The organism is Streptomyces sp. NBC_00859 (assembly GCF_045161865.1).
Lineage (GTDB): Bacteria > Actinomycetota > Actinomycetes > Streptomycetales > Streptomycetaceae > Streptomyces.
This window is the reverse complement of the sequence record NZ_CP108826.1, coordinates 5,126,174-5,151,535: the sequence shown is the minus strand read 5'-3', so window position 1 is coordinate 5,151,535 and position 25,362 is coordinate 5,126,174. Positions and strand designations below refer to the sequence as shown.

Below are 25,362 nucleotides of genomic sequence, written 5' to 3'. Positions count from 1 at the left end.
GGCCCGCCGTTGGGGCGTACGTACAAGGAGAGGACGCGCGCCATGCACACCGTGGTGGAACGTGAACTGGAGCTCAAACTGGTGCTGTCGCCGGAGCGCAGCATCCCCGTCCCTGCCCGGCTTTCCTACAGCACGGGTGATCCCTTCGCCGTGCACGTCAGTTTCCACATCGCTTCCGACACCCCGGTGAACTGGTCGTTCGCCCGTGAGCTGATGGTCGAGGGGGTGTTCAGGCCGTGCGGCCACGGTGACGTGCGGATCTGGCCCACCAAGGTGAACACGAGGAGCGTCATCTGTATCGCGCTCTCCTCGCCCGACGGGAACGCCCTCCTCGAGGCACCGACCGCGCAGGTCTCCGCCTGGCTGGAGCGGACGCTGCGGGCTGTGCCGCCCGGTTCGGAGAGCACACATCTCGGTATCGACGACGGGCTGGCCGCGCTGCTCACCCCGCTGCCCGCGGACGATCTGTGGCTGCGCGACCCGTGGCCCGCGGACGAGTCCGACGACGAGGGCCGGTGACCGCCGCGGGCGGCGGGGGCCTCCGGGGGCCGAACCCCCGGAGGCGGACCGGTCCTCAGAAGAGCTTGCCGGGGTTGAGCAGGCCCAGCGGGTCGAAGGCGAGCTTGACCCCCCGCTGCATCTCGACTCCCACCGGACCGAGTTCACGCGCCAGCCACTCCTTCTTGAGTACGCCCACGCCGTGTTCGCCGGTGATCGTGCCGCCGAGGTCGAGCCCGAGCGCCATGATCTCGTCGAAGGACTCACGGGCGCGGCGCGACTCCTCCGGGTCTTCGTGGTCGAAGCAGACGACGGGGTGGGTGTTGCCGTCGCCCGCGTGGGCGCAGACGCCGATGGTCAGGTCGTGCTTCTCGGCGATGGCCGCGGTTCCTTCGAGCATGGCGCCGAGGTTCGAACGCGGTACGCACACGTCGTCGATCATCGTCGCGGACTTGACGGTCTCCAGCGCGGTGAGGGACAGCCTGCGGGCCTGGAGGAGCAGTTCGGACTCGGCCTCGTCCTCGGCGGGCACGACCTCGGTGGCGCCGGCCGCTGCGCAGAGCTCGCCGACGGCGGCCAGGTCGGCGGCGGGGTCCGCGGAGTCGAAGGCGGCGAGCAGCAGCGCCTCGGTGGTCTCGGGGAGGCCCATCTGCGCCATCGCGTTGACCGCCCGGATGGTTGTGCGGTCCATGAGTTCGAGGAGTGAGGGTGTGTGACCGCGCTCCATGATCCGGCAGACCGCGTCGCAGGCAGCGGCGGCCGATGAGAACTCGGCGGCCAGGGCGAGCTGGCGCGGCGGGGCGGGCTTCAGCGCGAGCACGGCCTTCACGACCACCCCGAGGCTGCCTTCGGAACCGACGAAGAGCCGGGTCAGGTCGTATCCGGCGACGCCCTTGGCGGTGCGGCGGCCGGTGGTGAGCAGCCGCCCGTCGGCGAGTACGACGTCGAGGCCCAGTACGTACTCCGCTGTCACCCCGTACTTCACGCAGCACAGGCCGCCGGACGCCGTGCCGATGTTCCCGCCGATCGTGCAGGTCTCCCAGCTGGACGGGTCCGGCGGGTAGTACATGCCCTGGCCGGCGACGGCCCGCGACAGCACGGCGTTCACAACGCCCGGCTCGACGACGGCGATCCGGTCGACGGCGCTGATCTCCAGGATCCGGTCCATCTTGACGAGGGACAGCACGATGCAGCCGTCGCTCGCGTTGGCCGCACCGGAGAGGCCGGTGCGCGCGCCCTGCGGGACCACGGGTGTACGCAGGGCCGTCGCCGTTCGCATGACGTGCTGGACCTGCTCGGTGGTGCGTGGCAGGACCACCACCGCGGGGGCCCCCGCGTCGCAGAACCCGGCCATGTCCCTGGCGTACGAGTCCATGATGTCCGGGTCGCTGATCAGGGCTTCGGGTGGAAGGCCGGTGCGCAGGCGTTCGAGCAGATCGTTCATGATCCCAGCCTGGCACCGGTGCGCCCGGCTGGGAAGGGGTGGACCGGGAGCGCGGGGGCGGCGGGCCGGCGCTGGGGGTCAGCGGGACTCGTGGGACAGCAGCGTCCCGAGTGGGCCGAGGTCCAGGTTGAGGTCCTCGCGGCGCAGCCCGTGGTGTTCGCAGAGTTGTGTCATCCGGTCGTCGAGGAGCATCAGGGTGGTGCCCACGCGTTCTTCCTGCTCCTCCGTCAGCTCTCCGGTGTCGAAGCGGCGGATCGCCTGGCGCTCGACGAGCTGCCTGAGCAGTTCGACGACGGTCAGGACGAGCGAGGCCAGATCGCGGCCGGCGCTCTCGGGGTCGATGTCCACTCGGGTGTCGCTCACAGCGGCCCGCTGTCGGCCCACGGGGCGGGGACCCGTTCGCTGACGGAGGCCAGCAGCGCGTGCAGGGACAGCCGGACGAGCGGCACGTCCGCGATGGCGATGACCAGGTCGCCGCTGATGACGACGCCGGTGCCGAGCACCCTGTCCAGGAGGTCGACCAGCGGAACGCCGATGGGCGCCGTGGCCTCGGGGCCCTGCCAGGGGACGGGTTTACTGGTGCCCTGCATGAACTGCTCCGTCCGTGAACGAGTAGGGGGCCCACGGCCCCGAGATGTCGATCTCGATGCCGTCGAAGTCCGGGGAGCCGCGGAGCCGCCCGATCGTGCTCGCCAGTTCCCCGCCGCTGTCCTCGGCGATCAGATAGGCCGCGTTCATGACCTGGGTGCGGCCTTCGCCCGTGGCCTCGGGGCCGTGCGGGCGGCGCCGGACCGACCCGGCGGCCAGTTCCCGTACGGCACTGTCCACCTGCTCGGCCGCGGCCAGCGCCCTCTCCTGGCGCTGTTCGCGCTCCTGCCGGAGGCCGCGCAGACGGTTCAGGTAGGCACGGCCCGCGCCGGCTTCGGAGCCGGGCCTGCCCGGCTGAGGCGTTCCCGGCGGGGCGGCGGTCCCGCTCGGCGCCCCGGACTGTGTCAGGTAGACCTTGACGGCCCATTCGACCCGGCCCGCGGTCCGGTCGAGCACCGTGCGGAACCGGTCCTGGCTCTCCGCGAGCGCGGCGCGGGCCCGCTCGTCGCCCAGATAGAGCGTGGCCAGGGGAAGCGGCACCGTGGGGCCGCCGGACGCGGCGGCGGTGACGACGTCGTGGTGGGTCCGCGCACAGCGTTCGAGTTCGGCGGGGTCGGTGAGCCGCTCCCGCAGGGCGCTCTCGGAGAAGGCGTCCGCCGGTACGTCCTGGACCACGGCCCGCAGCGGGCCGACGTCCAGGAAGCGCAGCGGCCCGCCCCCGGCGTGTCCGGAGGCGGGCCCCGGATGCGCGGGACGGTCCGGCCCGCAGACAGCGAAGACGTAGGTGGCGAGCGAACCGGCGCTGCCGGGCCGTCCGGGTGCTTGCTGCGGGGGCGCGGTCATCGGCGGCGCAGCTCCCTTCGGCCCGTGGGTTCCCCGGCGTCGTCGCCCTCCAGGGCCTGGAGGCGTTCGCGCAGCTGCTGGTTCTCCTCCGACAGGGCGTTGTGGGCGGCCCGCGAGGACAGCGCGGGGTCGGTCTCCCACCAGTCGATACCGGCCTTCTTGGCCGTCTCCACGGACGAGATGAACAGGCGCAGCCGGATGGTCAGCAGCTCGATGTCCAGCAGGTCGATCTTGATGTCGCCCGCGATGACGATGCCCTTGTCGAGTACACGTTCCAGGATCTCGGCCAGGTTGGCCGTACTGGGTGCGTGCGAGGGGGGCTCCGAGCCCCAGCTGTCCACTTCTGTCACTGGGTGCCCCCGGTTCTCGGCGCCGTACGCGCCGGCTCTTCGGTCTCGTTCATGGGTGGGCCCTCCGGGGTTCCGTCGATCGGTGTGCCGTGGGCCGGGGTGCCGCCGGTACGGCGGGCAGGCGCGGGCAGCTTCCTGTCGAGCAGGTCGAGCAGCCGCTCCTCCTCCCGCTCGAACTGCGGCAGGTCGATCTCCCCGTCGTCCAGCGAGCGGTTCAGCTCGGCGAGCTGTGCCCGGATGACGCCGGGGTCGTACAGCTCCTGCTCGGCCGCGTCGACGAGCCGGTCGGAGACCCACATCACGCCCCGTACCGGTGCCAGCGGGAGGAGCAGCACGCCGGAGAGCAGTCCCATGTCAGACCCTGGCCGGGACGGGTTCGGGGCCTGTGAAGCTGTAGCAGGGCAGGGGCCCGGTGAGCCGGAGTTCCAGGCGGTCCTGATGGGCCGCGGCGCACCGCTCGACGACGGCGCGGAAGTCGGCTTCGCGGCGCCGCGGGACGAGGAAGGAAGCGTTCAGGACGCAGCCATCCACTTCAGGGCCGGGACGCATCTCGTCGGCGATCTCCGCGCACTGGGCCGGCAGCAGGGCCGCGGCTGCCACGGCCCTGCGCTTGAGTCCGGCCGATACGGCTTCGCCCAGGCGGATGTTGGCCTCGTAACCGGGCCGCCGGCGGGTCTCGTCGCGGGCCCTGCGGACGACGGGGTCCTCGCGGATCAGCGCGGCGAGGTGGTCCTGCACCGGCATGACTTTCACGTTCATCTCGACGCGCGCGTCGATCCGTTCCAGGATCGCGGCGTGCTCGCCCCGGCGCGCCGCGACATCGGACAGCACCGTGGCATCGTCCGGGGCGACCACCCCGAAGCGCATCGGCAGCACCGGTCCGGCTTCGGCCAGTTCCAGGAGCAGCCCCTGGTGCGCCATGAGGTCGCGGCGTCGCGCCCGGAGCCCCGCAGGGGCCTCACTGACCACGACGGCCAGGTCGCCGGCCGGCAGGAGCCGGACCGCGGCGGGCGGCTCGCCGACGCCCGTGGCACCGGCGGGGAGCTGGTGTGCGCCGCCCACGATGCCGTACACGTACATGCCTGTCGCAGCCATCGGTCAGCTCTCCTCCTTGTGGCGGCGAGTACGTGCGCCGTCGGTGCTGCGCGAACGGCTCGGCTTGTGCCGGCGCGGTCGTTCCTCTTCCTGGGCCTCGTCGTCATCGTCATCGCTGCCGCCACCGACTCCGACGGCCTTCTTCACCTTGTCGCCGACGGAGTGCGCGGCCTTCTTGGCACCGGCTTTCCCGGCGCTCTTGGCCATGCCGCCGCCGAAGAGCTCGGGCACCGTCCTGCTGGTCGAGTCGTTTTCCAGATCGAGCCGGTTGCAGGCTTCGGCGAAGCGCAGATAGGTGTCGACGCTGGCCACGACGATGCGCGCATCGATCTTCAGGATTTCGATGCCGACCAGGGACACCCGTATGAAGATGTCGATGACCATGCCGCGGTCGAGGATGAGTTCCAGGACGTCGTAGAGGCTGCCGGCGCGGGGAACGCGGACAACCTCCTCGCTGTATGTGCTCAAGGGAGGACCGTCTTTCCTGATTGGCGCTGGCCTGATTGGCACTGGTCTCGGGCGCCGGGGCTCATTCGTCGGCCTGGCCGCGGCGATAGCGTCGGACCCGGCGGTATTGCAGCAGTGAGCCCTCCTCGTCGAGGTCCACTTCATAGGTGGCCAGCAGGCTGGTCGTGTCGGGGATGCGCGGGAGTTCGAGTACATCCACGTCGATGTGCCAGCCGCCATCGGTCCGCGAAACAGCGGAGACGCCTTCAGTCCTGTGGGTGATCAGCCTTTTCAGGCTCAGACACGCACGTTCTGCTGCGTCCTCCGCTCCTTTCACGTGCTTTCTGCCCGCGGAGGGAGAAGCGGATCGGGAGGTCCCGGATTTCCGGGCACGCTGTTCTGCCATGTCCGTCATTCTGTGGACCCCCCGGGCGCCCCGCACGCCGGGTGGACCGAAAGGCTGGTGGGGGGCCCGGCGCCCTTTACCAGGCTTCGTCGGCGCCAATCAGGATCCACACGAATGGCGGCTTACCGAACCCCGGAGGACATTGGGAGGAGAGGGGTGCACGGAGATGTGGGTCAGCGCCGACTGGACGCAATCCTCAGCCCCTCACCGACGCCGGCCTTCTTCTCACTGGAGGATTTCCCATGGCCAGTAACGACAGCACCGGCAGCACCGGCAGCACCCACTCGACCACTCTGGGCAACAGCGGCGACAGCGGCGGCACCCGGGGTACGACCACCATCGCGGACACGGTCGTCGCGACCATCGCGGGCATCGCGGTACGCGAGACCGACGGTGTGTACGCCGTGGGCGGCAGCGCATCGCGGGCCATCGGATCGGTCCGTGACCGGGTCTCGAAGACGCCCGCGCCCAGCAGGGGCATCAAGGTCGAGGTCGGAGAGACCCAGGCCGCGATCGACGTGGACGTCATCGTGGAGTACGGCGAGCCCATCGCGGACGCGGCGAAGGAGATACGCACCCGCGTGACGGACGCCGTGGAGACGATGACGGGTCTGGAGGTCGTCGAGATCAACATCAAGGTGTCGGACGTGCACCTGGCCGGCCCGGACGACGACGAGGACGAGGACGACGAGCCGAGCGGGCGGGTGCGGTAGCAGCGGAGACCCGCTCGTCTCCGGGCAGCACGACGAGGATGCGCGGAGTGGCAGCGAGGGAGACCCGCACGGCGGCCGCTCCCGGACTCGCTCCGCATCCTCGCCGCCGAGGTGCCCACGCCCGGGGACCCGAACGGTGATCCTGCTCTGCGACCCAGCCTGCGGTTATCCAGCTCTGATTGAGGGGCGTTCATGGAGAACAATACGAAGGTTTCACTCGCCGCCGCTGTGGCGGCTGGCTATGTCCTTGGCCGGACGAAGAAGGGGAAACTGGCCATCGGGCTGGCGTCCCTGGTAGCGGGCCAGCAATTGCCGCTCAATCCGCGGGACATGATCAGCATGGGCGCCCGCAAGCTGGCGGAGAATCCTCAGGTCGCGCCATTGATCGAGCAAGTACGTGGCGAAGTGCTGAGCGCAGGGCGAACTGCCCTGTCGGCGCAGGCGAACCGCCGTCTCGAATCCGTCGCCGATGCCCTCCAGCAGCGCACCAACGCCCTGCTGGAGCCTCCGGACGACGAGGACGACGAGGCCGACGAATTCGACGACGAGGCGGAAGAAGAGGACGAGGAGGACGAGGAGGAACCGGAGGAGGACGAGGAGCCGGACGAGGACGAAGAGGACGGGGACGAGGAAGAGGACGAGGAGCCTCGCCGCCGTCGCCCCGCGGACCGGTCGTCCGGTAAGGCCGCGAAGGCTCCGGCGAAGAAGTCTCCCCCGAAGAAGGCACCCGCCAAGAAGTCCGCCGCGAAGAAGGCTGCGGCGAAGAAGGCCGCGCCCAAGAAGACAGCGGCCAAGAAAGCGGCGGCCAAGAAGACGGCGCCGTCGAAGGGCGCAGCGAAGAAGTCCCCGAGCGGTAACAGCCGGAGGAGGTAGCTCTCATGGCCAAGCAGGACAAGGAGCCCGCGGACGAGAGCCCGTCCGGCCTCGATCAGGTCAAGGAACAGTTGTCCGCCTATGTCGGAGCCCAGGGGCAGCGGCTGGTGGATTCAGCCAGCGGGAAACTCACCGACCTCGCGCAGAACCTGGGGGATTCCGGGGACGGCGAAGGCGGCGGAATTCTCGACATCGGGAAACGGGTCATGGGCGGCGAGAATCCCGTCAAGGCCTTTGTGGGTGAGAAGGCCGGCGCCGTGAAGGACAAGGCGGTGGACTCGGTGAAGAACGCCTTCGGCGGCGGCAGCGGCAAGGCCGGAAACCAGAAGGTGGTCAATATCGTCGAAGCCATCGACGTCGGAAAGCCCCTGCGTACGGTGTATGACCGCTGGTGCGAGATCGAGGAATTCAGTTCCTTCACGAAGGGCGTCACCGGCGTGAAGCAGTCGGACGAGATCGAAAGCGACTGGAAGCTCAAGGTCGCTTTCTCCAACCGCAGTTGGAAGGCCTCGGTCCAGGATCAAGTGGCCGACGACCGCATCGTCTGGACGTCGGAGGGCGCCAAGGGCACCACCCGCGGCGCCATCACCTTCCACGAACTGGCCCCGAGCCTGACCCGTGTCGTCGCTGTCGTCGAGTACACGCCTGCCGGCTTCTTCGAGAAGACGGGCAACATCTGGCGTGCCCAGGGGCGGCGGCTGCGCCTGGACCTCAAGCACTTCCAGCGCTACGTCACCCTGACGGGGGACGACGACGAGGTCGAGGGCTGGCGCGGCGAGATCCGCGACGGCGAAGTCGTCCGCAGCCACGAAGAAGGGCTTGAGGACGACGAGGACCAAGGCGGGACGGACGAGACCGAGGACGACGAGGCCGGCGAAGAGGACGAAGAGCCGGACGACGACGAGGAGTACGAGGACGAACCGGAGGACGACAACGAAGACGAAGAGTACGACGAGGAAGAAGAGGACGAAGAGGAGTGAGCGGCGACGCGGTAGGGGCCGGGGCTCGAGCCCCGGCCCCTACCGCGTCGCACCAGGCCGGTCAGAGATTCCCGCGCCGCTCCTGCTCCCGCTCGATCGCCTCGAACAGCGCCTTGAAGTTCCCCTTGCCGAACCCCATCGATCCGTGCCGCTCGATCATCTCGAAGAAGACCGTCGGCCGGTCCTGGACCGGCTTCGTGAAGATCTGCAGCAGATAGCCGTCCTCGTCGCGGTCGACGAGGATCTTCTCCTGCCGGAGGGTCTCGACGGGGACACGGGTCTCGCCCGCCCACTCCCCCAGCGTGTCGTAGTACGAGTCGGGTGTGTCCAGGAACTGGACGCCCGCCGCGCGCATGGCCCGGACCGAACCGACGATGTCGTTCGTGGCGAGCGCGATGTGCTGGACGCCCGCGCCGCCGTAGAACTCCAGGTACTCGTCGATCTGCGACTTCTTCTTCGCGACCGCCGGCTCGTTGATCGGGAACTTCACCTTCAGCGTGCCGTCGGCGACTACCTTCGACATCAGGGCGGAGTACTCGGTGGCGATGTCGTCGCCCACGAACTCCTTCATGTTGGTGAAGCCCATGACCTTGTTGTAGAAGGCGACCCACTCGTTCATCTTGCCGAGTTCGACGTTGCCGACGCAGTGGTCGATGGCCTGGAACGTGCGCCGCGCGGGCGGCTCGACGATCGGGTCGGCCGACGCGTAGCCGGGCAGGTAGGGGCCGTCGTAGCCGGTGCGCTCGACGAGCGTGTGGCGGGTGGTGCCGTACGTGGCGATGGCCGCCAGGACGACCGTGCCGTGGTCGTCCTTGACCTCGTACGGCTCCTGCAGGCCGGTGGCGCCGTGTGCGGTCGCGTAGGCGTACGCGGCACGGGCATCCGGCACCTCGATGGCGAGATCGACGACGCCGTCCCCGTGCTCGGCGACATGGGCGTCGAGGAAGCGGCCGTGGTCGGTCGCGGCCCTGATGACGGAGGTGAACACGAAGCGGGCCGAGCCGTTCGTCAGGACGTAACTGGCGGTCTCACGGCTGCCGTTCTCGGGTCCGGAGTAGGCGACGAGCTTCATGCCGAAGGCGGTCGCGTAGTAGTGCGCGGCCTGTTTGGCGTTGCCCACGGCGAAGACGACCGCGTCCATTCCCTTCACCGGGAAGGGATCGGCCTCACGCGCGGTGTCGGGGGTGTGCTGGGTGGTCTCAGTCATGGACGAAGCGTCCCGCCGTATCGCAAGGTGCGCAATAGTTCGTGATTTCGCTGGGCAATATGCACAGTGCGCGCCCATGATGGGCGGTCCATCTGTACAGGGTGACCACAGGCCGGTGGCACCGCGAGCGGCGGGAGCGAAGCGTGAGCATCGACGCACTGGACGGGCAGCTGATCGTGCTGCTGGCCCGCGAACCCCGAATAGGCGTACTGGAGGCCTCGCGGCGGCTCGGTGTGGCGCGCGGCACGGTGCAGGCCCGGCTCGACCGGCTCCAGTCGCATGGCGTAATCCGCGGATTCGGCCCCGACGTCGATCCGGCGGCGCTCGGCTACCCGGTGACCGCCTTCGCGACGCTGGAGATCAAACAGGGCCAAGGGGTCGACGTGCGGGCGCACTTGAGTGGGGTACCCGAGGTGCTGGAACTGCACACCACGACCGGGAGCGGCGACATGCTCTGCCGGCTGGTGGCCCGGTCGAACGCCGATCTCCAGCGGGTGATCGATCTGGTGGTGGGGTTCGATGGCATCGTGCGCGCCTCCACAGCGATCGTCATGGAGAACCCTGTTCCGCTGCGGGTCATCCCGCTGGTGGAGCAGGCGAGCCGAGGAAGGGACCCCGAGGAGTGAACTCTTCTCAGGTCCTGGTCCAAGCCGGAGCTCCCGCCCCCGCCTCCCACCCGCTGCGGACCCGGACCGGGGCCCGGACCTGGATCGGCGCCGGGACCGGGGTTCCGACCGCCTGCGGGGAGCTGAATCCGCGCCGCGACCCGCACGCCGCCGGGTCCGCAAGTCCCCGGTGGCCGGTCAGCAGCCGGGGACCGAGCCGCCCTTCTTCAGCGTCCGGAGCACCGATACCGTGCCTTTGAGGGTGGTTACCGGGATCAGCCGCAGCCCGTGGGGAAGCCCGGTCCTGGCGTCCGCGCACTCGGCCTTCGGTACGAGGAAGACGGTGGCCCCGTCACGGGCGGCGGACTGTGTCTTGAGCGCCACTCCCCCGACCGCGCCGACCTTCCCGTCGGCGTCGATCGTTCCGGTACCGGCGATGGTGCGGCCCCCTGTGAGGTCCGCGCCCGCACCGTCACCGTCCAGCTTGTCGATGATGCCGAGCGAGAAGAGCAGTCCCGCGCTGGGGCCGCCGACGTCCGCGAGGTGCAGGGTCACCTTGACCTTGTCGGAGCTGTCGCCGAGGTAGGAGAGCGCGGCCTCGGTGGCGGCGTCCTGTGAGCCCTTCATCTCGTCGAGGTTGTGCTTCTCGATCTGCGCGTCGCTGCCGCCGCCCGGGTAGACCGCGTCACGCGGCATGACCGCCCGGTCGGTGCGGAACCAGCCGTGGACCACCTGCCCCAGATCCACATCGGTGGACGGGCCGGTCGCCTCGATGGTCACCATCCGCAACTGTCCGGAGACCTTGCGTACGGGCGCTCCCGTAACGCTGATCACGGGTTGGCCCTTGTCGGCACCGAGCACGTTGGCCGTCAGCCCCGGCTGCGCCACCGAGAACGGCAGCGGCACGAAGGCGGCCGTACCGAGAAGGGCGAGCACCAGGACGGTACAGACGGCGAGGACGCGGGAGCGCGGATTGCGGAGGAGCACGGGGCCAATCTATCGGTCGGAGCAAATCCGGCCCGTTCCGGGACCGGAGGCCGGATCGGGCCGGATCACCCCCCGCACGGCGGTCGAGGTCCGGGGGTCCGGGGTCCGGGCTCCGGGCTCCGGGCTCAGAAGCATGGAGCCCCGCGCCGCGTGCCCGTTGCGGCGAGCGCCCCGTCACCTCAGCGCTTCGGCGACCTCCCGCGCCGCGTCGACCACCCGGGGCCCCACCCGCTCCGGTATGGAGTCGGCGAGCATCACCACACCGACGCTCCCCTCCACCCCGGTCACCCCGACCAGCGGTGCGGCGGCGCCACTCGCGCCGGCCTCCAGCTCGCCGTGGGTGAGCGTGTAGCCCGGCCCGTCGGGCAGCCCCTGCCGGGAAGCGAGAATCGCCCGCCCGGCCGCGCCCTTGTCCAGCGGGTGACGGAAACCCGCCCGGTACGCCACGTGGTAGTCCGTCCACGTCGGCTCGACCACCGCGACAGCGAGCGCGTCCGAACCGTCGACCAGGGTGAGGTGTGCCGTAGCGCCGATGTCCTCGGCGAGCGAGCGGAGGGCGGGCAGAGCCGCTTCCCTGACGAGCGGATGCACCTGGCGGCCCAGGCGCAGCACGCCGAGCCCGACCCGTGCACGGCCCCCCAGGTCGCGGCGGACCAGGGTGTGCTGTTCCAATGTGGCGAGCAGTCGGTAGACCACGGTGCGGTTGACGCCGAGTTTGTTGGACAACTCGGTGACGGTGAGCCCGTGGTCGGTGTCTGCAAGCAGCTTGAGGACACGGAGTCCCCGGTCGAGCGTCTGAGAAGTCTCGGCGGTCACGACGCCCACTCCTTACGTGGTAGTCGCGGCGGCTCACCACGTGGATCGCGGCACCGGTTCCCGTCGGCGTCGCTCGCAGCGGCCGCCGGCAGGCCAGGGCACCGGCTGCGCTCCGAGGCGGCTCTGCCACGGGGCGTATGCGTTGCCGGGACAGTAGCGAGCCGGTCCGCTCAGCGGAAGGGCAAGTCCAGAATCCGGGCAGTCGGTCGGCCACTTGCCTTGATTGTGGCGGAATAGCCGCACTCAGTGACCGGATCACCTTCCTTTACCTTCAACCTCTTTATGCCGACCCTTTACCTTCGGCCCCGGCTCGCTTCGGTACTCACCTTTCAGAACGCCGAGCACGGAGCGACCACCACGTCCGCCCGGACGGTCTTCCCGATGGGGACGCGTGGTCCTGAGCCCCCATCTGACGGCGAGGACATCGACGAGTTGCAGACCGCGGCCCGATTCCTCCTCAGCCGCAAGGCCGACAGGCTGGTCGGCGGCCGATCCGGACTTGCATCCGAGACCCCGATACGGAACTGGCTCGCCGGTCCGTCGAAGGCGACGAGCAGATGGCCGATCGTCACGCTCAGTGGAAGCCGGGTAAGAGGCGGGCGGATCCGCCCAGGGAGATCTTTACCTTCGAGCCTGACGGGCCGCACGGGACCACGAGGGCCGAACGGGATCACGAGGGCCGAACGGGATCACCGGGCCGCACAAGACGCCCGCGCCGCACGGGACAGCTGGGACTACGGCCGCCCCTGCCTCACGCGACGGGCGGGTCGCTCACCGCGCCTGGCACTGTCGGGGTGAGGGCACTCCTGGCATCTGCCGGCACCAGTTCCACCAGCCCCGGAAACCTGCGCTGCAGTTCATCCTTCCGCAGGCGCATATACAGGCGGTTGCCCGCGTCGCGCTGCTGCACCAGCCCTGCTTCACGGAGGACTCGCCAGTGGTGGGTCCGCGTCGACTTGCTGACGGGAAGGTCGAACGTCGAGCACAGGCGCTCGTCTTCGGGGCTCACGGCGAGTTCGGCGACGACCCGCCGCCGATGCGGATCAGCCAGCGCCGCGGCCGCGGCCGCGCTCGCTTCGCGCGGGTTCACGAGGTCTCCGCAGTCGGCGCCGCCGTCCGGCCGTCGCGGCGCGACCGGGCCCGGCCGACGTACCAGTGGGTGAAGTAGGCGGGGGCGCCAAAGCCGACCACCTGGCAGCAGACGCGGACGAACAGCCCGGCACCGGCGGCTTCACAGAGGAAGGCGGCGACAGCCGTACACGTGAACGCTGTGGCCCAGGCGGTGGTGAGGACCGTGTTCACGCGCAGGAACCGCGGGGTGCTCCAGAGGCTCGGCTCGGCGTGCTGCTTGGCGATGCCCAGAGTGAAGGGCCGCCGCACCGCAAGACTGGTCCACGCGATGAGGGCCACCCAGCAGGACGAGAGCGCGCTTGCGTACGAGTGGATGCCTGACGCCGGATCCAGGAAAGCCAGCAGGCTGAGCCCGGCGAAGTAGAGGACAGTGCCGAAGTCCAGGATCTGGGCGTCCGCTCCCGCACCGGACCTGCGGGCCCGCACCAGCGGGAACACGGACGCAAGGAGCGCGGCGGCCGCCCCCCACTGCCAGCCGAGCGACGACACCACGGAGAAGACGATCCACGGGGCGAATCCTCGTAAGTAGCTCATGCTGAAGTTCCTCTCGACGGGCATCCGGAGCCGAAGCGGCCAACGACCTCGACAGTACGGAGAAGCCCCGAGCCCTCGGATCGGCGCTGGGGTTGACCGAGGGTGGAACTCCGCTCTCCACCCGGGGGTGGAGAGCCCGGAGCATCAGCTGCTCGTCAGCTCGGCGGCGATGGCCGGCAGCAGCGTCCGGCCGCAGTCGGCCGCGTCGTCCGTGGCCCAGCAGACGTAGCCGTCGGGACGCAGGAGCAGGGCCGCCGCGCCCCACGACTCCGTCGCGCACGTCGCACGGACGACGTCCACACACGGCGGGATCCGCAGGTCGGCGGGGAGAACTCCCGCCACGTCGAGCAGGACGGCGTGCCCCGAGCCGAACAGAGCCGACAGACGGGCGCTTCCCGCCTCGGTGACCAGGTCGACGTCGGGTACCCGATGCCCGATGAGCGGATGGCTCCCCGGCAGCTCGTAGCCCAGCGACAGGCCCGACATCAGACCCGCCAGGAGGCGGTTGGCGTCCGGCAGCCGCAACAGGTCCATGAAGATGTCCCGCAGCGCGGCCACGTCCTCACCCGGGTGCGGATCGGTCAGGACCCGCTGTGCCGACGTGTGGTGCAGTACCTGTGCGCCGACGGGGTGCCGTTCTGCCTGGTACGTGTCGATGAGGCCGGCGGGCGCCCGGCCCTGCACGGTCGCAGCAAGCTTCCAGCCGAGGTTGAACGCATCCTGTATGCCGAGGTTCAGGCCCTGGCCCCCCAGCGGCGGGTGGATGTGTGCGGCGTCGCCCGCGAAGACGACGCGGCCGGCACGGTAGCTCTCCAACTGCCTGGTGGCGTCACTGAACCGCGAGGAGGTGTCGACCGCACTCAGCACGGCGCCGTCGCCGTAGACCGCTTTGAGCGCGCCGGCGATCTCCTCGTACGTGACCGGGCTGTCGCGAGTGATGTCCGTCTGGCCCGTACGGCCGTACGTGAAGCGGTACTTGTCGCCTCCGACCGGAACCAGCATGGCCCAGTACTCTCCGACGCGCCGGGTCAGTTCGCTGATGTGCCCCGCCCGCTCGGGCACCAGCGACGAGACAGCGGAGAGCCGGATGTCGGCGAGCACCGCGAGGAACGTCCCGGATCTGCCGGGGAACGGCAGGCCGAGCAGTTTCCGCACGGTGCTGTGCCCGCCGTCGCATGCCGCGAGGTAGTTCGCCCGCACCCGCACGCCCTCCGCTGCCACGGTCACACCGTCGCCCTGCTCCACTCCGAGGACCGCGACTCCGTGCAGGACCCGCGCACCGTTCGCGACGGCCCGCTCCTCGAGCACCTCCTCGATCACCCACTGGGGGACCCCGATCGGAAACGGGTGCCGCGTCTCCCAGGGTGAGCAGTCCAACGGCACAGGCAGCATCGCGAAGTGCCCGCCGACCGGCTCACGGGGCGTCGCCCGGTCGAGCAGGGGCTCCAACAGGCCGCGCATCTCCAGCAGTTCGGCAGTCCTGGGCTGGATCGTGCCGCCCTTCACCTGCTCGATACGCCTGGGCAGCCCCTCCAGGACCACGGTGTCGACGCCGGCCAGCGCAAGCTCGCAGGCGAGCATCAGCCCGGTCGGCCCCGCGCCCGCGATCACCACTTCCGCCTCGATGTCGCTCCCGCAGTCAGTTTCCGTCGCCATGCTCGCCATGCCTGCTCCCGCTTCCCTCACCGATTGCTGCCCTGAGTGCAAAAATACACTAAGTGCATAAGGATCCTCAGGGCAAACGGTCCTGCTAATCTGAAGCCGTGGACAGCAAGCCAGGCCTGCGGGAACGCAAGAAGGAACGGACGCGTGCGGCGATCTCCGACGCGGCGATCGCACTCTTCCTCGAACGTGGCTTCGCCCAGGTGTCCACGGCCGAGGTGGCCGAGGCCGCAGAGGTGTCGAAGCGCACGCTCTTCGCCTATTTCCCGGCGAAGGAGGACCTCGTGGTGCACCGGCTCGCCGACCACGAGACGGAGGCCGCCCGGGTGGTACGGGCCCGCCAGGCAGGCACCACACCGGTGGCGGCGCTGCGCGAGCACTTCCTGACCGGGTTGCGCGAGCGTGATCCGATCACCGGCCTCAATGACCGCCCGGAGATCCGCAGCCTCGTGCGGATGATCTTCGATGCGCCCCCGCTCGTGGCCAGGATGGCGCAGTTCAAGACCGTCGCGGAGCGCACCCTCGCGCAAGCACTGCGCGACACGGCGGACGCCCCCGAACCGACCGCGCGACTGGCGGCCGCCCAACTCGTCGCGACGCAGTGGGCGCTCGCCCAGGACAACGCCGAACGCCTGGCCTTCGGCGAACCGGCCGACGACCGCTATCCGGGCGCCGTGCAGGACGCCGAGCACGGTTTCGCGCTACTGCGCAACGGCCTGACGGAGTGCGGACTCGCGGAGAGCGAGCACACGGGCGCGTAGGGCCGTTCCTGGACCCAGCCGCAGCCGAGGGACGCGACGGTTCACGTACGTCGGGGCGGCGCCTGCCCCAGGCGCCGCCCCAGTGGCCCTCACCGCATCCGGGTGGCCCACTCCTGGACCTTCGCGATGCGCTCCTTCAGCTGGCCTGCGGTCGCCTCCGCACTCGGCGGGCCGCCGCAGGTCCGGCGCAGTTCCGTGTGGATCACGCCGTGCGGCTTGCCGCTCTGGTGGGTGTAGGCCGAGACCATCGTGTTGAGCTGCTTGCGCAGTTCGAGCAGCTGCTTGTGCGTGACGACCGGGCGCGCTTCGGCGGCCTTCTCCAGCAGGTCGGCCTCCTCGGCCGGCTTCTGGCGGCTGTGTGCGATCTGCCGGGTCTGCCGCTTCTGGAGGAGCAGCTGCACCTGGTCCGGTTCCAGCAGACCGGGGATGCCGAGGTAGTCCTGTTCCTCCTCGCTGCCCGGATGGGCCTGCATCCCGAACTCGGCGCCGTCGTACAGCACCCGGTCGAAGACCGCGTCGGATTCGAGGGCCTCGAAGGGCAGTTGGTCCTCGGTCTCCTCGTCCTCCAGCTTCTCCGCGTCGGCAAGGAGCTTGTCCTCCTCCGAGAACGGGTTCTCCTCGTCGCTGCCCTTCTTGGGCTTGTCGAGTACGTGGTCCCGCTCGACCTCCATCTCGTTCGCGAAGTCGAGGAGCATCGGGATCGTAGGCACGAAGACGGACGCGGTCTCGCCTCGCCTGCGGGAACGCACGAAGCGGCCCACAGCCTGGGCGAAGAAGAGCGGTGTCGAGATGGTGGTGGCGTACACGCCGACGGCGAGGCGCGGCACGTCGACGCCCTCCGACACCATCCGCACCGCGACCATCCAGCGGGACTCGTCGGCGGCGAACTGGTCGATCTTCTTCGACGCGGCCTTCTCGTCGGAGAGCACGACGGCGGGCCGGTCACCGGTGATCTTCCGGAGGATCTTGGCGTACTCGCGGGCGGTGTCCTGGTCGGAGGCGATGACGAGCCCGCCGGCGTCCGGGATGCCCTTGCGGACCTCGGTGAGGCGCTGGTCGGCGGCGCGCAGCACGTTCGGGATCCACTCGCCGGTCGGCGCGAGCGCGGTGCGCCAGGCCTGGCCGATGGCGTCCTTGGTCATCGGCTCGCCGAGCCGGGCGGCGATCTCGTCGCCCGCCTTGGTGCGCCAGCGCATGTTGCCGCTGTAGCTGAGGAAGATCACCGGGCGGACGACGCCGTCGGCGAGCGCGTTGCCGTAGCCGTACGTGTAGTCGGCGGACGAGCGCCGGATGCCGTCGTTGCCCTCCTCGTACGCGACGAAGGGGATCGGGTTGGTGTCCGAGCGGAAGGGCGTACCGGTCAGCGCGAGCCGCCGGGTCGCCGGGTCGAACGCCTCCTGGCATGCCTCGCCCCAGGACTTGCTGTCGCCCGCGTGGTGGATCTCGTCGAGGATCACCAGCGTCTTGCGCTGCTCGCAGCGGTTGCGGTGCAGCATCGGGCGTACGCCGACACCGGCGTAGGTGACCGCGACGCCGTCGTAGTCCTTGCTCAGGGGCCCCGCGCTGTAGTCCGGGTCGAGCTTGATCCCTATCCGGGCGGCGGCCTCCGCCCACTGCTTCTTCAGATGCTCCGTCGGCGCGACAACGGTGATCTGCTGCACAACGTGGTGATGCAGCAGCCAGGACGCGAGCGTCAGCGCGAAGGTGGTCTTCCCCGCGCCCGGGGTCGCGACCGCGAGGAAGTCACGGGGCTGCTCATGGAGGTAGCGCTCCAGCGCGCCTTCCTGCCAGGCACGCAGCTTGCTGGCTGTGCCCCAGGGGGCGCGGCCGGGGAAGGCGGGTGAGAGGTGGTGGGAGGCGGTAGTAGTCACGGTCTCCGTCGGTTCTCAGAGGTGCACGGGGCGTCGGTACGACAACCGGGCCACCCTACCTGCGGCCCGGTCGGGCCCCTGCGCGAACGGCACCACCCGTACGCGATGAGACCCGGCTCACTCACCGCGTGGGGCGATTCACGCCGCCAGGGCGCGCAGTTCCCGGGAGATCTCCTTGACCTCTTCCGTGCGCCCGGCCGCCACCGCGGTCACCAGGCGCTCGGCCGCGTCGATGTCGAGCCGCAGCTGCACGCCGTTCATGGCGAGGAAGACGACACAGGTCAGCTGGCTCGCAGTCGCGTAGCCACCCACGCCCCCGCCAGAGCCACCGCCGCCATCGGCAGGAACACCGCCGCGAATGCTGCCGGGTGCGGGGCCGAGGCCCCGTCGTGCAGGGCCCCCACGGCTCCCCCGCCCAGCGCGGCGAAGGCCGCGCCGCCCGCCGCGAGCAGCAGCGCGTTCGAGAGGCCGTCCGAGATCTGCAGGGCGGCCGAGTTCGCGCCCGCCTCCTCCGGGGCCGACAGCTCCAGCATCATCACGCTCGTCGAGGAGACGACCGTGCCCATCCCGTAGCAGCCGAATGCCCAGGCCACCGCGACCGTCCAGGCCGGGACGGAGTGGAAGAGGACGCTCGGCGCGGCCAGGATGGCCGCCGCGACGAGGATCATGCTCGTCACCATCAGCCGCTGCCGGTACGGCTCCATGCCCGGCCGGGACTGTACGTACGAGCCGAGCGCCCAGGTCCCGCCGCCGGCCGCCAGCGAGAGCCCGGCCATCGTGGGCGAGAGCCCGCGCTGGGTGACCAGCATCAGCGGGACGAAGCTCTCGGCGGCGACGAACGCCCCCGCCGCGATCCCGCGCAGCAGCACCACGGACGGCAGCCCGCGCGCCGCGCGGCAGGTACCGCGCGGCAGCAGCCCGAGCACGGCCGGGACCAGCAGCACTGTGCCCGCCACGGCCGGGACGAGCGACAGCCACCGCAGGTCCTGGCCCGCGTACTGGAGCAGCCCGGCCCCCAACGAGATCCCGAGTGCGAGCCGGATGCGCCGACCGTCGAAGGCGGGCGCTGGTACGGAGGGATCGGCAGGGCCCGCGGCCTTGCGGCGGATGGCGGGCAGCGCGAGAGCGAGCGGCGGCACCACCAGGACCGGGATCGCGATGAAGACCCAGCGCCAGCCGAGGTGTTCGGTGACCGTTCCGGCGGCGAGCGGCCCGACCACGGAGGGCACCACCCAGCTCGCGGCGAAGGCGGCCATGATCGAGGGCCGCAGCCGCTCCGGGTAGGCGCGGCTGACGACGACGTACAGCGCGACGATGACCAGCCCACCGCCGAGGCCCTGCACGGCCCGCCCTGCGACGAAGATCCACATCGTGGACGCGGTGCCGGAGAGCAGCAGTCCGGCGGCGAAGGCGGCGATCCCGGTGGCGAGCGGGTGCAGCGGCCCGCTCCGGTCGGCCCACTGCCCGGAGAGGACCATCGCGAAGAGCGAGGTGGTGAAGTACGCGGAGAACGCGAAGGCGTACAGCGCGACGCCGTGCAGCTCCCGCGCGGCGACCGGCATCGCGGTGCCGACGGCGGTCGCCTCGAAGGCGATGAGCAGGACGACGGTGACGATGCCGATACTGAGCGCCCGGTAGGCACTGCCGAGAATCCCGCTGGTCACAGGGGTGGGAGCGCCGTCGGGCACTACGGGGGACGCGACCTCGGCGTCGCGGGATTCCAGGGCGGCCATTCGACCAGAGTAAGGGTCGAACCACCGGATGAACCCTGTCTGCGGGAGGGGTTCGGCTCGTCCCTTGGTCGTAGGACCATGAACGGGGTGTGGCAGTCGCGTTGCGGGGCCCCCGGCGGCCTTGAGGCGGCGCCGCGAGGAGCCTACGGTCGGCGTACTGGATCGGTTCGGAGCAGTGACCGAACGGAACCGATCGAGTGCCCGGCCGTGTGCCCGAGTGGTTTAGGGACTCGCCTGCAAAGCGAGTTACGTGGGTTCGATTCCCGCCACGGCCTCCATACGCGTAAGGCCCCCGGTTGTTCCCGGCCGGGGGCCCGGGGGTCGCCCCCCGGAACGACACAGCACGTGGGTTCGATTCCCGCCACGGCCTCCATGCGCGTAAGGCCCCCGGTTGTTCCCGGCCGCGGGCCCGGGGGTCGCCGCAAGGCTTCCGCCAACAGCACACACAACACCGCCCCGCGGCGCACAACTCGGCACAGCGTGGCACCACACAGCACAGCTCAGCACAACGTGGCACCGCACAGCACAGCTCAGCGCAACGTGGCACCGCACAGCACAGCTCGGCACCGCACCGCACAACGTGACACCGCACGGCCGCAGCACAACGCGGCACCGCACAGCACGGCACCGCCTGGCTCTAGGTGGTGCCCGAGCCGCTCGGAACGACCACCAGGCCGTCGCCCGCCGGTGACAGCTGCGGTCGTGCGGGCGGGGCGCCGAGCAGCTCGGCGCGGGTGAGTTCCCGTAGCCGGTCGGCGCTGGCCCGGTAGAAACGCCGCTGCGTCATGCGGCCGAAAAGCATGAAGCCCGCCCGGACAACGGGGTTACGGATGGGCGCTCGCCGCGAGTAACCGGTGATCAGGAACTCGACAGCGCCCGTGTGCGGGTACTTCACGACCTGGTAGAGGAGCTCTCCCTCCTCCAGGTGACCCTCAAGGGTCCGGTAGCCCCAGCCCCAGACCCGTTGGGCAGTGTCTCCCGCGCCCCGCAGCTCGTCGGTGACCGACGTGATCCTGACCCCCATGTCGAATCGGAGTCCGAGGAAGCGCCCCTCCAGCAGGATGTTCCGCCCGAGCAGGGCGTCGTCGCGGCGGTAGAGGGCCCGGAGGATGCCCGGCTCCGGGAACTGGTAGTCGCGCACAAGCCGGCAGGCGGTGTCCCAGGCTCCACCCGGCTCCGGGTCACCCGGCCGCTCATGAGCGAGGAGCTGACGGAGCGAGTCGACGTGCCAGCCCTCCTCGCGCGTGGGCGTACGGCCGCTCGGGAGGGAGTAGTTGACCGTACGGGCCTTCAGCGAACGCAGCGCCGACGCGGCGCCCTCACCGTGGAGTCGCCTCTCACGCACCATGGACGCCCCTCACTGGAGAATTCCGCGAAACCCGAACGGCCCGGCATCCACCGGCCTCCACCGACAGCAGCGACCGGCACCCACCGGCTAGCCGATCCGCCCGATCCGTGCGATCCCCTCGGGCCGCTCGAATTCGCGGACCGACTGACCCATGAGCCACAGCGTGGCGGGCCAGAGGCCGACGAACAGCGCCCGCCGCTCCGCATTGCCCCGCTCCTCCTGGTCGTATCCCTTGGCCCGCAGCCAGAACCCGATACAGACCGCGACTCCGGCCATCGAGGCCGCCTCCATATGGGAGCCGCGCACTCCTGCGCGGCTCAGTGCCCGCGAGATCTGCACCGTGCCTCCCACTGCATCAGGGTGAAACCGCGTGAAGGGAAAACCGCGTCGCGGAGAGGCCGTGTCGGGACGGTCGGGGCGTACCACGACCGTTGACCGGCGAATCACCTCGGTCGGTAAAAGTATGAAATAAGCGCTTTGACCGTATCGTGAACGGTATGACGTCAGCGCATACCGAGCAACCGTTTCAGTTGTCCCGTCGGCGCCGGCTCGGAGTCCTCCTGCGGTTCCCCGCCGGGATGGCGATCACGTCCTGGAACTACCTCTGGCGGATCTGCGCACTGCACCGCAGCGAGTCCGCAGGTGACAGCGGCGATCTGCCGCCCGCCGTGCCCGCCCATCTGCTGGACCGGCACAGCAAGCGGCTGGCGGACGGTGTGGGGCCCATGCTCCACCGGCGCTTCTCCGTCCTGATCGAGGGCAGTGCGGCAAGTCCGCAGGAGCTGATGGGCGCCGTCATGTCCGACTTGAACCGGGCGGCTCCGTCCAGCGTCGCCGTCTTCGACAAGACAGCCGGCTCAGCCGGGACCATTCGGGTCGGCGACGAGTACCGGGTACGGATGCCAGGGCCGTGGGACGGGCCCGTACGCGTACTCCACCGCGACCCGGTCTCGTTCAGGTTCGGCACGCTGCAGGGCCATCTCGAAGCGGGCCAGATCGAGTTCCGGGCCCGGCGGGAGGGAGAGCTCCTCGTCTTCGAGATCGAGGCGTGGTCCCGGGCCGGCGACCGGTGGGCGGATCTGCTGTACTGCCGGCTCCGGGTGTCCAAGGAGGTCCAGTTCAACATGTGGGTGCACTTCTGCCTGCGGGCCGCGGACATCGCCGGCGGGCGGACCCACGGCGGTATCACCATCGACACGCGGGTCGTCGAGGCAGCGGGCTGCCGGGAGGTACCCGCCGGGTGACCCGGCGGGCCCCGCCCGGAAGAGCCAGAAGCTGAACCCCAGGACCCGCGATCCAGGCCGGCCCGAGCCCGCGCCGCCCGCGCCGCCCGCGCCGCCCGCGCCGCCCGGGGCTCAGGCCTCCGGCCGCGTCGTCGGCTGCTCCGCGTCCCCGCCCCGCGCCGTGCGGGCCGCCGGCTTCACGTACCCCTCCGGCCTCGTCGTCGGCTGGTCCGCATCCCCGCCCCGCGCCGCCTGGGCCATCGACCTCAAATGCTCCTCGTCCTCGGACGAGAGCGAAGTCTGGACCAGCTGGCCGCCGAACGGGGCCAGCTGGTCCACGACCTTGTCCACCGCGTCCGACTTGGCCAGGACGAAGAGCGCCGCGGCTCCTGGCCGCAGGTTCGCGCTGACCTCGCGCATGAAGTCGTCGTTCACCCCGGTGTCGCTGACCGCGCCGCCCGCCGCGCCGGCCGCGGCCCCGACGGCCGCACCGAGCAGCGGCGCGAGGAAGAGCAGCCCGATGAGTCCTCCCCAGAGCGCCCCTCCGGTCGCCCCCGCGGCGGTGAGGTTGACGGCCTGGTGCAGTTTGATCTTGCCGTCGGCCTCCCGGCGCTCCACCACGACCGCATCCTCCAGCTCCACGAGGTGCTGGCGGCTCAGCGTGACGAGCTTGTCGCGGACCTGATTGGCGGTGTCGACATCGTCGTAGGCGACGACGAACAGATTGCTCATGCGGCTGACTCCTCATCGAGGTGCAGGACTCAACCCACTATAGGAAATACCCGACAAACCAGACAGGTGACTGTGGCGTCCGGGCGCCCGGGGCCGGGCGGGCCCGGGGCCCGGTCCACCCCTCCGGGCGGATATACGGCCCGGCGGGGCGGTCACGGGAACGGCGGCCCCCGTGACCGCCCCCCTCCGGGCGTCGCCTCAGCCCCGGCTGACGAGGCCCGCCAGCCCCAGCGCCGCCATGCCGAGCCCCGTGGAGGCCGGCGGCACATAGCGGGAGCCGGGTCCGCCGGCGAGCAGGTCGGCCTCCGCGTACCTCCGCGTCTTCCGGTGCCAGTTCAGGATCGCCGCCATCCAGTCCTCCAGCTCCCGTACGTAGCTCTGCAGCGCGTTGCGAGCCCCCTCGCCGAGGCCGAAGTCATCGCAGACGACAGGGATCTCGTGCTCTGCCACATGCTGGAACTGCCGCATGCGGGACACCATCAGGTCGTCGACCATGGCCAGGGCCGTCGGATAGTCGATGTTGAAGAACGCCTGTACGACCAGTACGCAGTTGTGCACCTCTCCCTCGAACTCGATCTCCTTCTGGTAGGAGAAGACATCGTTCATCAGACAGGCGTAGTCGGCCGCCGAGCTCTCCAGGGACTTCACGGGACCACTGCTGAAGACCTCGTCCGGGATCTCGTGCCCATGACCGAGTCTGGCCAGCGACATCGTCAGATCGGAGCCGAAGGTCATCCGGCGCATCTCGATGTAGTCGACCGGCTCCGGGATGCGGTGCTGCGCCTGGTTGGCCAGCTCCCAGAGCCAGCTCGCCGTCATCTTCTCGACCGCCGTACGGAAGGTGCGGCGCGCCTCCTGGTCCATCGGGGCCGCCGTACGGGCCCACAGGTCGGCCAGCACCCGCTCCATGACGTTCCCCGGTGCCGGCGCCTCCCCTTCGAGCGGCATGAAGAGCGAGAACCGCTCGTTCTGCGCTTTCGCCCCCACAAGGTCACGCGACCGCCCGTACACCATCGGGAAGTAGTCGTCGGCGTACGTCCCCCAGGCCAGCCAGCCCGCCGACAGGTCCAGTTCATCAGCGGTGGCGTCGGGGTCGATGCCCGCCGAGCAGATCGGGAAGTCGTACCCGATGAGCAGCCGCTCGTCCCAGATGTCGTCGAGCATCCGCATCCGGTGCGCCCACGCGACGAGGTTGCGCCGCGCGGCGTCCAGATGCGGGGAGAGCGTCAGCGCGAACGGCATGTCGAAGTCGGGGAGCCGGGACGGTCCGACGCGCTGATGCGGGACATGTACGTGGTTGCGCAGCCGTGCCAGGCCCGTCTTCCCGATGATCTGCCGGATGTCCGCGGCCGAGGTGCCGATCCCCAGCGGGGCGAGCGGCAGCACCGGTTCGGCCATCGTGCCGCCGTCGTTCATGTAGCGGCTGGAGCGCATGTGCCACTCATGGCCGCCGGACTGCCAGTCCTGGAGTCCCTTCACGTAGCTGAGCGTGTCCGCCACGCCCTCCGGGCCGACGCCGAACTCGGCGAAGAGCGGGCCGAGTTCGGTGAAGAAGGTGTTCTCGAACTGGTGGAGCCGGGCGGTGAGCAGATCGTTGACCGCGTCGGCCGCCTCCTGTGTCGTGCAGCCGAGGAAGGTCTCCAGGACCAGTACGCCGTTGCTGAGTTCGCCTTCCTCCTGGATCTCCCGCTCGTACGAGAAGAGGTCGTTGCGCAGATGGACGCCGTCGGAGAACGTGTCCTTGAGCACGCGCAGCGGACGCGATCCCGCGATGGCGGCGGGGACCTCCGCACCCGTCGCGTACTCGATGAGCCCGGCCGACCAGGGCGCGCCGCCGACCTTGCGCCGCATCTCGATGTACTCGACGGGGTTGGAGACGCGCCCCGCGTTGATGTTGGAGAGTTCCCAGAGGGATTCGTTGAGCAGGTTCTCGGTGCTCACCGCGAAGCGTTCGCGCCACTCCATGGACATACTGGGGACTGTGCGGGCCCAGAGGTCGGCCAGGCCCGCCTCCACCTGGTTCTGCGGCTCGGGAAATCCGTCGGCCAGATCCATCGGCATGAAAGCGGGCAGCCGGTCGAGGTAGGCCTTTCCGCCCTGCCGGTCCTGCGACCGCTTGAACTCCTCCAGGAAATGGTCGTCGAAGAAGAAGACCCACACATACCAGTCGGTGACGAGCGACAGTTCCGGTCCGCCGCAGTCGGGGTGCGTGTACGCGCAGAGCAGGGCGTAGTCGTGGGAGTCGAGATCGTGCTCGTCCCAGATTCCCGAACCCTCCAGCATCCTCATGTCCCTGGCCCACTGTTTGGTATGGACTCTGGCCTCTTCGAGATGGGGATTCAGCCTGGCCGGATGCGGCAGGTAGAACTCCGGCAATTCAAAAGGCTTTGACACTGACGTTCGGCCTTTCCCGCGAGGTCGCTGATCGGGGCAGCACTACCCCTGTGCAGGAAAGGGCATCCTCCGGGAGGGCCGGGTATGCCCATATGTGTGACTCGGCGGCGAACCGGGTGCG

Annotated in this window: 28 protein-coding genes, 1 tRNA gene and 1 pseudogene; 8 read left to right on the top strand and 22 right to left on the bottom strand. The window is 70.0% G+C overall.

What is annotated here, in order from left to right; genetic code table 11:
- The first annotated feature begins 42 nt into the window (after positions 1-42).
- Positions 43-519 carry an SsgA family sporulation/cell division regulator gene (locus OG584_RS22525; protein WP_405780418.1) on the top strand — a complete coding sequence of 159 codons (477 nt, stop codon included), beginning with the start codon at positions 43-45 and terminating at the stop codon, positions 517-519.
- A 55-nt stretch (positions 520-574) separates the two neighbouring features.
- Here OG584_RS22525 and OG584_RS22520 read toward each other — a convergent pair whose 3' ends face one another.
- From OG584_RS22520 to OG584_RS22480, 9 genes are all read right to left on the bottom strand, one after another.
- Positions 575-1,942, bottom strand: coding sequence for an FAD-binding oxidoreductase (locus tag OG584_RS22520; RefSeq protein WP_405780416.1), 1,368 nt, complete (start codon positions 1,940-1,942; stop codon positions 575-577).
- A 78-nt stretch (positions 1,943-2,020) separates the two neighbouring features.
- A complete protein-coding gene (locus OG584_RS22515) occupies positions 2,021-2,305 on the bottom strand; it encodes a gas vesicle protein K (protein ID WP_405780414.1) in 285 nt (94 codons plus the stop codon).
- Positions 2,302-2,532: a gas vesicle protein gene (locus OG584_RS22510; protein WP_405780412.1), complete on the bottom strand. Its 231-nt coding sequence runs from the start codon at positions 2,530-2,532 to the stop codon at positions 2,302-2,304. Before OG584_RS22510 ends, OG584_RS22515 begins: the two co-directional genes overlap by 4 nt.
- Positions 2,516-3,373 (bottom strand): GvpL/GvpF family gas vesicle protein, encoded by an 858-nt coding sequence (locus OG584_RS22505; protein WP_405780410.1) that lies wholly within the window; start codon positions 3,371-3,373, stop codon positions 2,516-2,518. Before OG584_RS22505 ends, OG584_RS22510 begins: the two co-directional genes overlap by 17 nt.
- On the bottom strand, positions 3,370-3,723 hold the full coding sequence (locus OG584_RS22500) for a gas vesicle protein (protein ID WP_405780408.1): 354 nt from the start codon (positions 3,721-3,723) through the stop codon (positions 3,370-3,372). The genes OG584_RS22505 and OG584_RS22500 overlap by 4 nt, the downstream gene beginning before the upstream one ends.
- The gene (locus tag OG584_RS22495) at positions 3,720-4,076 is read right to left on the bottom strand and encodes a gas vesicle protein GvpG (protein ID WP_405780406.1); all 357 of its coding nucleotides are present in this window, start codon (positions 4,074-4,076) and stop codon (positions 3,720-3,722) included. The genes OG584_RS22500 and OG584_RS22495 overlap by 4 nt, the downstream gene beginning before the upstream one ends.
- Before the next feature lies 1 nt (position 4,077).
- On the bottom strand, positions 4,078-4,818 hold the full coding sequence (locus OG584_RS22490) for a GvpL/GvpF family gas vesicle protein (RefSeq protein WP_405780404.1): 741 nt from the start codon (positions 4,816-4,818) through the stop codon (positions 4,078-4,080).
- A 3-nt stretch (positions 4,819-4,821) separates the two neighbouring features.
- Positions 4,822-5,286: a gas vesicle protein GvpJ gene (gene gvpJ, locus OG584_RS22485; RefSeq protein WP_405780402.1), complete on the bottom strand. Its 465-nt coding sequence runs from the start codon at positions 5,284-5,286 to the stop codon at positions 4,822-4,824.
- A gap of 61 nt (positions 5,287-5,347) precedes the next feature.
- On the bottom strand, positions 5,348-5,671 hold the full coding sequence (locus OG584_RS22480; protein ID WP_405780401.1) for a gas vesicle protein: 324 nt from the start codon (positions 5,669-5,671) through the stop codon (positions 5,348-5,350).
- 242 nt (positions 5,672-5,913) lie between these two features.
- Here OG584_RS22480 and OG584_RS22475 point away from each other — a divergent pair, with 242 nt between their 5' ends.
- The 3 genes from OG584_RS22475 to OG584_RS22465 all read left to right on the top strand — a co-directional run bounded on the left by OG584_RS22475 (position 5,914) and on the right by OG584_RS22465 (position 8,237).
- On the top strand, positions 5,914-6,384 hold the full coding sequence (locus OG584_RS22475; protein WP_405780400.1) for an Asp23/Gls24 family envelope stress response protein: 471 nt from the start codon (positions 5,914-5,916) through the stop codon (positions 6,382-6,384).
- 192 nt (positions 6,385-6,576) lie between these two features.
- Positions 6,577-7,257, top strand: a complete 681-nt coding sequence (locus OG584_RS22470) for a histone protein (protein ID WP_405780399.1) — start codon at positions 6,577-6,579, stop codon at positions 7,255-7,257.
- Positions 7,258-7,262: 5 nt separating this feature from the next.
- Positions 7,263-8,237 carry an SRPBCC family protein gene (locus OG584_RS22465; RefSeq protein WP_405780398.1) on the top strand — a complete coding sequence of 325 codons (975 nt, stop codon included), beginning with the start codon at positions 7,263-7,265 and terminating at the stop codon, positions 8,235-8,237.
- Between the two features lie 61 nt (positions 8,238-8,298).
- On the opposite strand, the gene hppD is transcribed toward OG584_RS22465, so the two are convergent.
- Positions 8,299-9,444 (bottom strand): 4-hydroxyphenylpyruvate dioxygenase, encoded by a 1,146-nt coding sequence (gene hppD / locus OG584_RS22460; RefSeq protein WP_405780396.1) that lies wholly within the window; start codon positions 9,442-9,444, stop codon positions 8,299-8,301.
- Between the two features lie 143 nt (positions 9,445-9,587).
- Here hppD and OG584_RS22455 point away from each other — a divergent pair, with 143 nt between their 5' ends.
- Entirely contained in the window at positions 9,588-10,070 is a 483-nt protein-coding gene (locus OG584_RS22455; protein WP_405780395.1) for an Lrp/AsnC family transcriptional regulator, read from the top strand.
- A 177-nt stretch (positions 10,071-10,247) separates the two neighbouring features.
- Here the strand turns inward: OG584_RS22455 and OG584_RS22450 are convergent, their stop codons facing one another.
- The 5 genes from OG584_RS22450 to OG584_RS22430 form a co-directional block, all read right to left on the bottom strand.
- The gene (locus OG584_RS22450) at positions 10,248-11,036 is read right to left on the bottom strand and encodes a S16 family serine protease (RefSeq protein ID WP_405780393.1); all 789 of its coding nucleotides are present in this window, start codon (positions 11,034-11,036) and stop codon (positions 10,248-10,250) included.
- A 174-nt stretch (positions 11,037-11,210) separates the two neighbouring features.
- Entirely contained in the window at positions 11,211-11,852 is a 642-nt protein-coding gene (locus OG584_RS22445; protein WP_328317718.1) for a helix-turn-helix domain-containing protein, read from the bottom strand.
- A 751-nt stretch (positions 11,853-12,603) separates the two neighbouring features.
- Positions 12,604-12,942, bottom strand: a complete 339-nt coding sequence (locus OG584_RS22440; RefSeq protein ID WP_405780391.1) for an ArsR/SmtB family transcription factor — start codon at positions 12,940-12,942, stop codon at positions 12,604-12,606.
- Complete coding sequence (locus OG584_RS22435; protein WP_405780390.1) at positions 12,939-13,517, bottom strand: hypothetical protein; 579 nt, start codon at positions 13,515-13,517, stop codon at positions 12,939-12,941. Before OG584_RS22435 ends, OG584_RS22440 begins: the two co-directional genes overlap by 4 nt.
- A gap of 144 nt (positions 13,518-13,661) precedes the next feature.
- Positions 13,662-15,173 carry an FAD-dependent monooxygenase gene (locus tag OG584_RS22430; RefSeq protein ID WP_405780388.1) on the bottom strand — a complete coding sequence of 504 codons (1,512 nt, stop codon included), beginning with the start codon at positions 15,171-15,173 and terminating at the stop codon, positions 13,662-13,664.
- Between the two features lie 107 nt (positions 15,174-15,280).
- On the opposite strand from OG584_RS22430, the gene OG584_RS22425 reads away from it, so the two are divergent.
- Complete coding sequence (locus tag OG584_RS22425) at positions 15,281-15,940, top strand: TetR/AcrR family transcriptional regulator (protein ID WP_405780386.1); 660 nt, start codon at positions 15,281-15,283, stop codon at positions 15,938-15,940.
- An 89-nt stretch (positions 15,941-16,029) separates the two neighbouring features.
- On the opposite strand, the gene OG584_RS22420 is transcribed toward OG584_RS22425, so the two are convergent.
- The 3 genes and pseudogenes from OG584_RS22420 to OG584_RS22410 all read right to left on the bottom strand — a co-directional run bounded on the left by OG584_RS22420 (position 16,030) and on the right by OG584_RS22410 (position 19,544).
- Entirely contained in the window at positions 16,030-17,811 is a 1,782-nt protein-coding gene (locus tag OG584_RS22420) for a DEAD/DEAH box helicase (protein ID WP_405780384.1), read from the bottom strand.
- Positions 17,812-17,949: 138 nt separating this feature from the next.
- A pseudogene (locus OG584_RS22415) lies at positions 17,950-18,096 on the bottom strand (type II toxin-antitoxin system death-on-curing family toxin); the annotation flags it as partial.
- Entirely contained in the window at positions 18,093-19,544 is a 1,452-nt protein-coding gene (locus OG584_RS22410) for an MFS transporter (protein ID WP_405780382.1), read from the bottom strand. The gene OG584_RS22410 and the pseudogene OG584_RS22415, both read right to left, overlap by 4 nt.
- A gap of 203 nt (positions 19,545-19,747) precedes the next feature.
- Here OG584_RS22410 and OG584_RS22405 point away from each other — a divergent pair.
- Positions 19,748-19,822: transfer RNA gene (locus tag OG584_RS22405), tRNA-Cys, on the top strand.
- A 359-nt stretch (positions 19,823-20,181) separates the two neighbouring features.
- On the opposite strand, the gene OG584_RS22400 is transcribed toward OG584_RS22405, so the two are convergent.
- On the bottom strand, positions 20,182-20,892 hold the full coding sequence (locus OG584_RS22400; RefSeq protein WP_405780380.1) for a DUF1990 family protein: 711 nt from the start codon (positions 20,890-20,892) through the stop codon (positions 20,182-20,184).
- Between the two features lie 87 nt (positions 20,893-20,979).
- Positions 20,980-21,243, bottom strand: a complete 264-nt coding sequence (locus tag OG584_RS22395; RefSeq protein ID WP_405780378.1) for a hypothetical protein — start codon at positions 21,241-21,243, stop codon at positions 20,980-20,982.
- Between the two features lie 146 nt (positions 21,244-21,389).
- Between OG584_RS22395 and OG584_RS22390 the strand changes: the two genes are divergently transcribed.
- Positions 21,390-22,136 (top strand): DUF1990 family protein, encoded by a 747-nt coding sequence (locus OG584_RS22390; protein ID WP_405780377.1) that lies wholly within the window; start codon positions 21,390-21,392, stop codon positions 22,134-22,136.
- 111 nt (positions 22,137-22,247) lie between these two features.
- On the opposite strand, the gene OG584_RS22385 is transcribed toward OG584_RS22390, so the two are convergent.
- On the bottom strand, positions 22,248-22,847 hold the full coding sequence (locus tag OG584_RS22385) for a DUF1269 domain-containing protein (protein WP_405780375.1): 600 nt from the start codon (positions 22,845-22,847) through the stop codon (positions 22,248-22,250).
- 198 nt (positions 22,848-23,045) lie between these two features.
- Positions 23,046-25,241, bottom strand: a complete 2,196-nt coding sequence (locus OG584_RS22380; RefSeq protein ID WP_405780374.1) for a germacradienol/geosmin synthase — start codon at positions 25,239-25,241, stop codon at positions 23,046-23,048.
- Between the last annotated feature and the right edge of the window lie 121 nt (positions 25,242-25,362).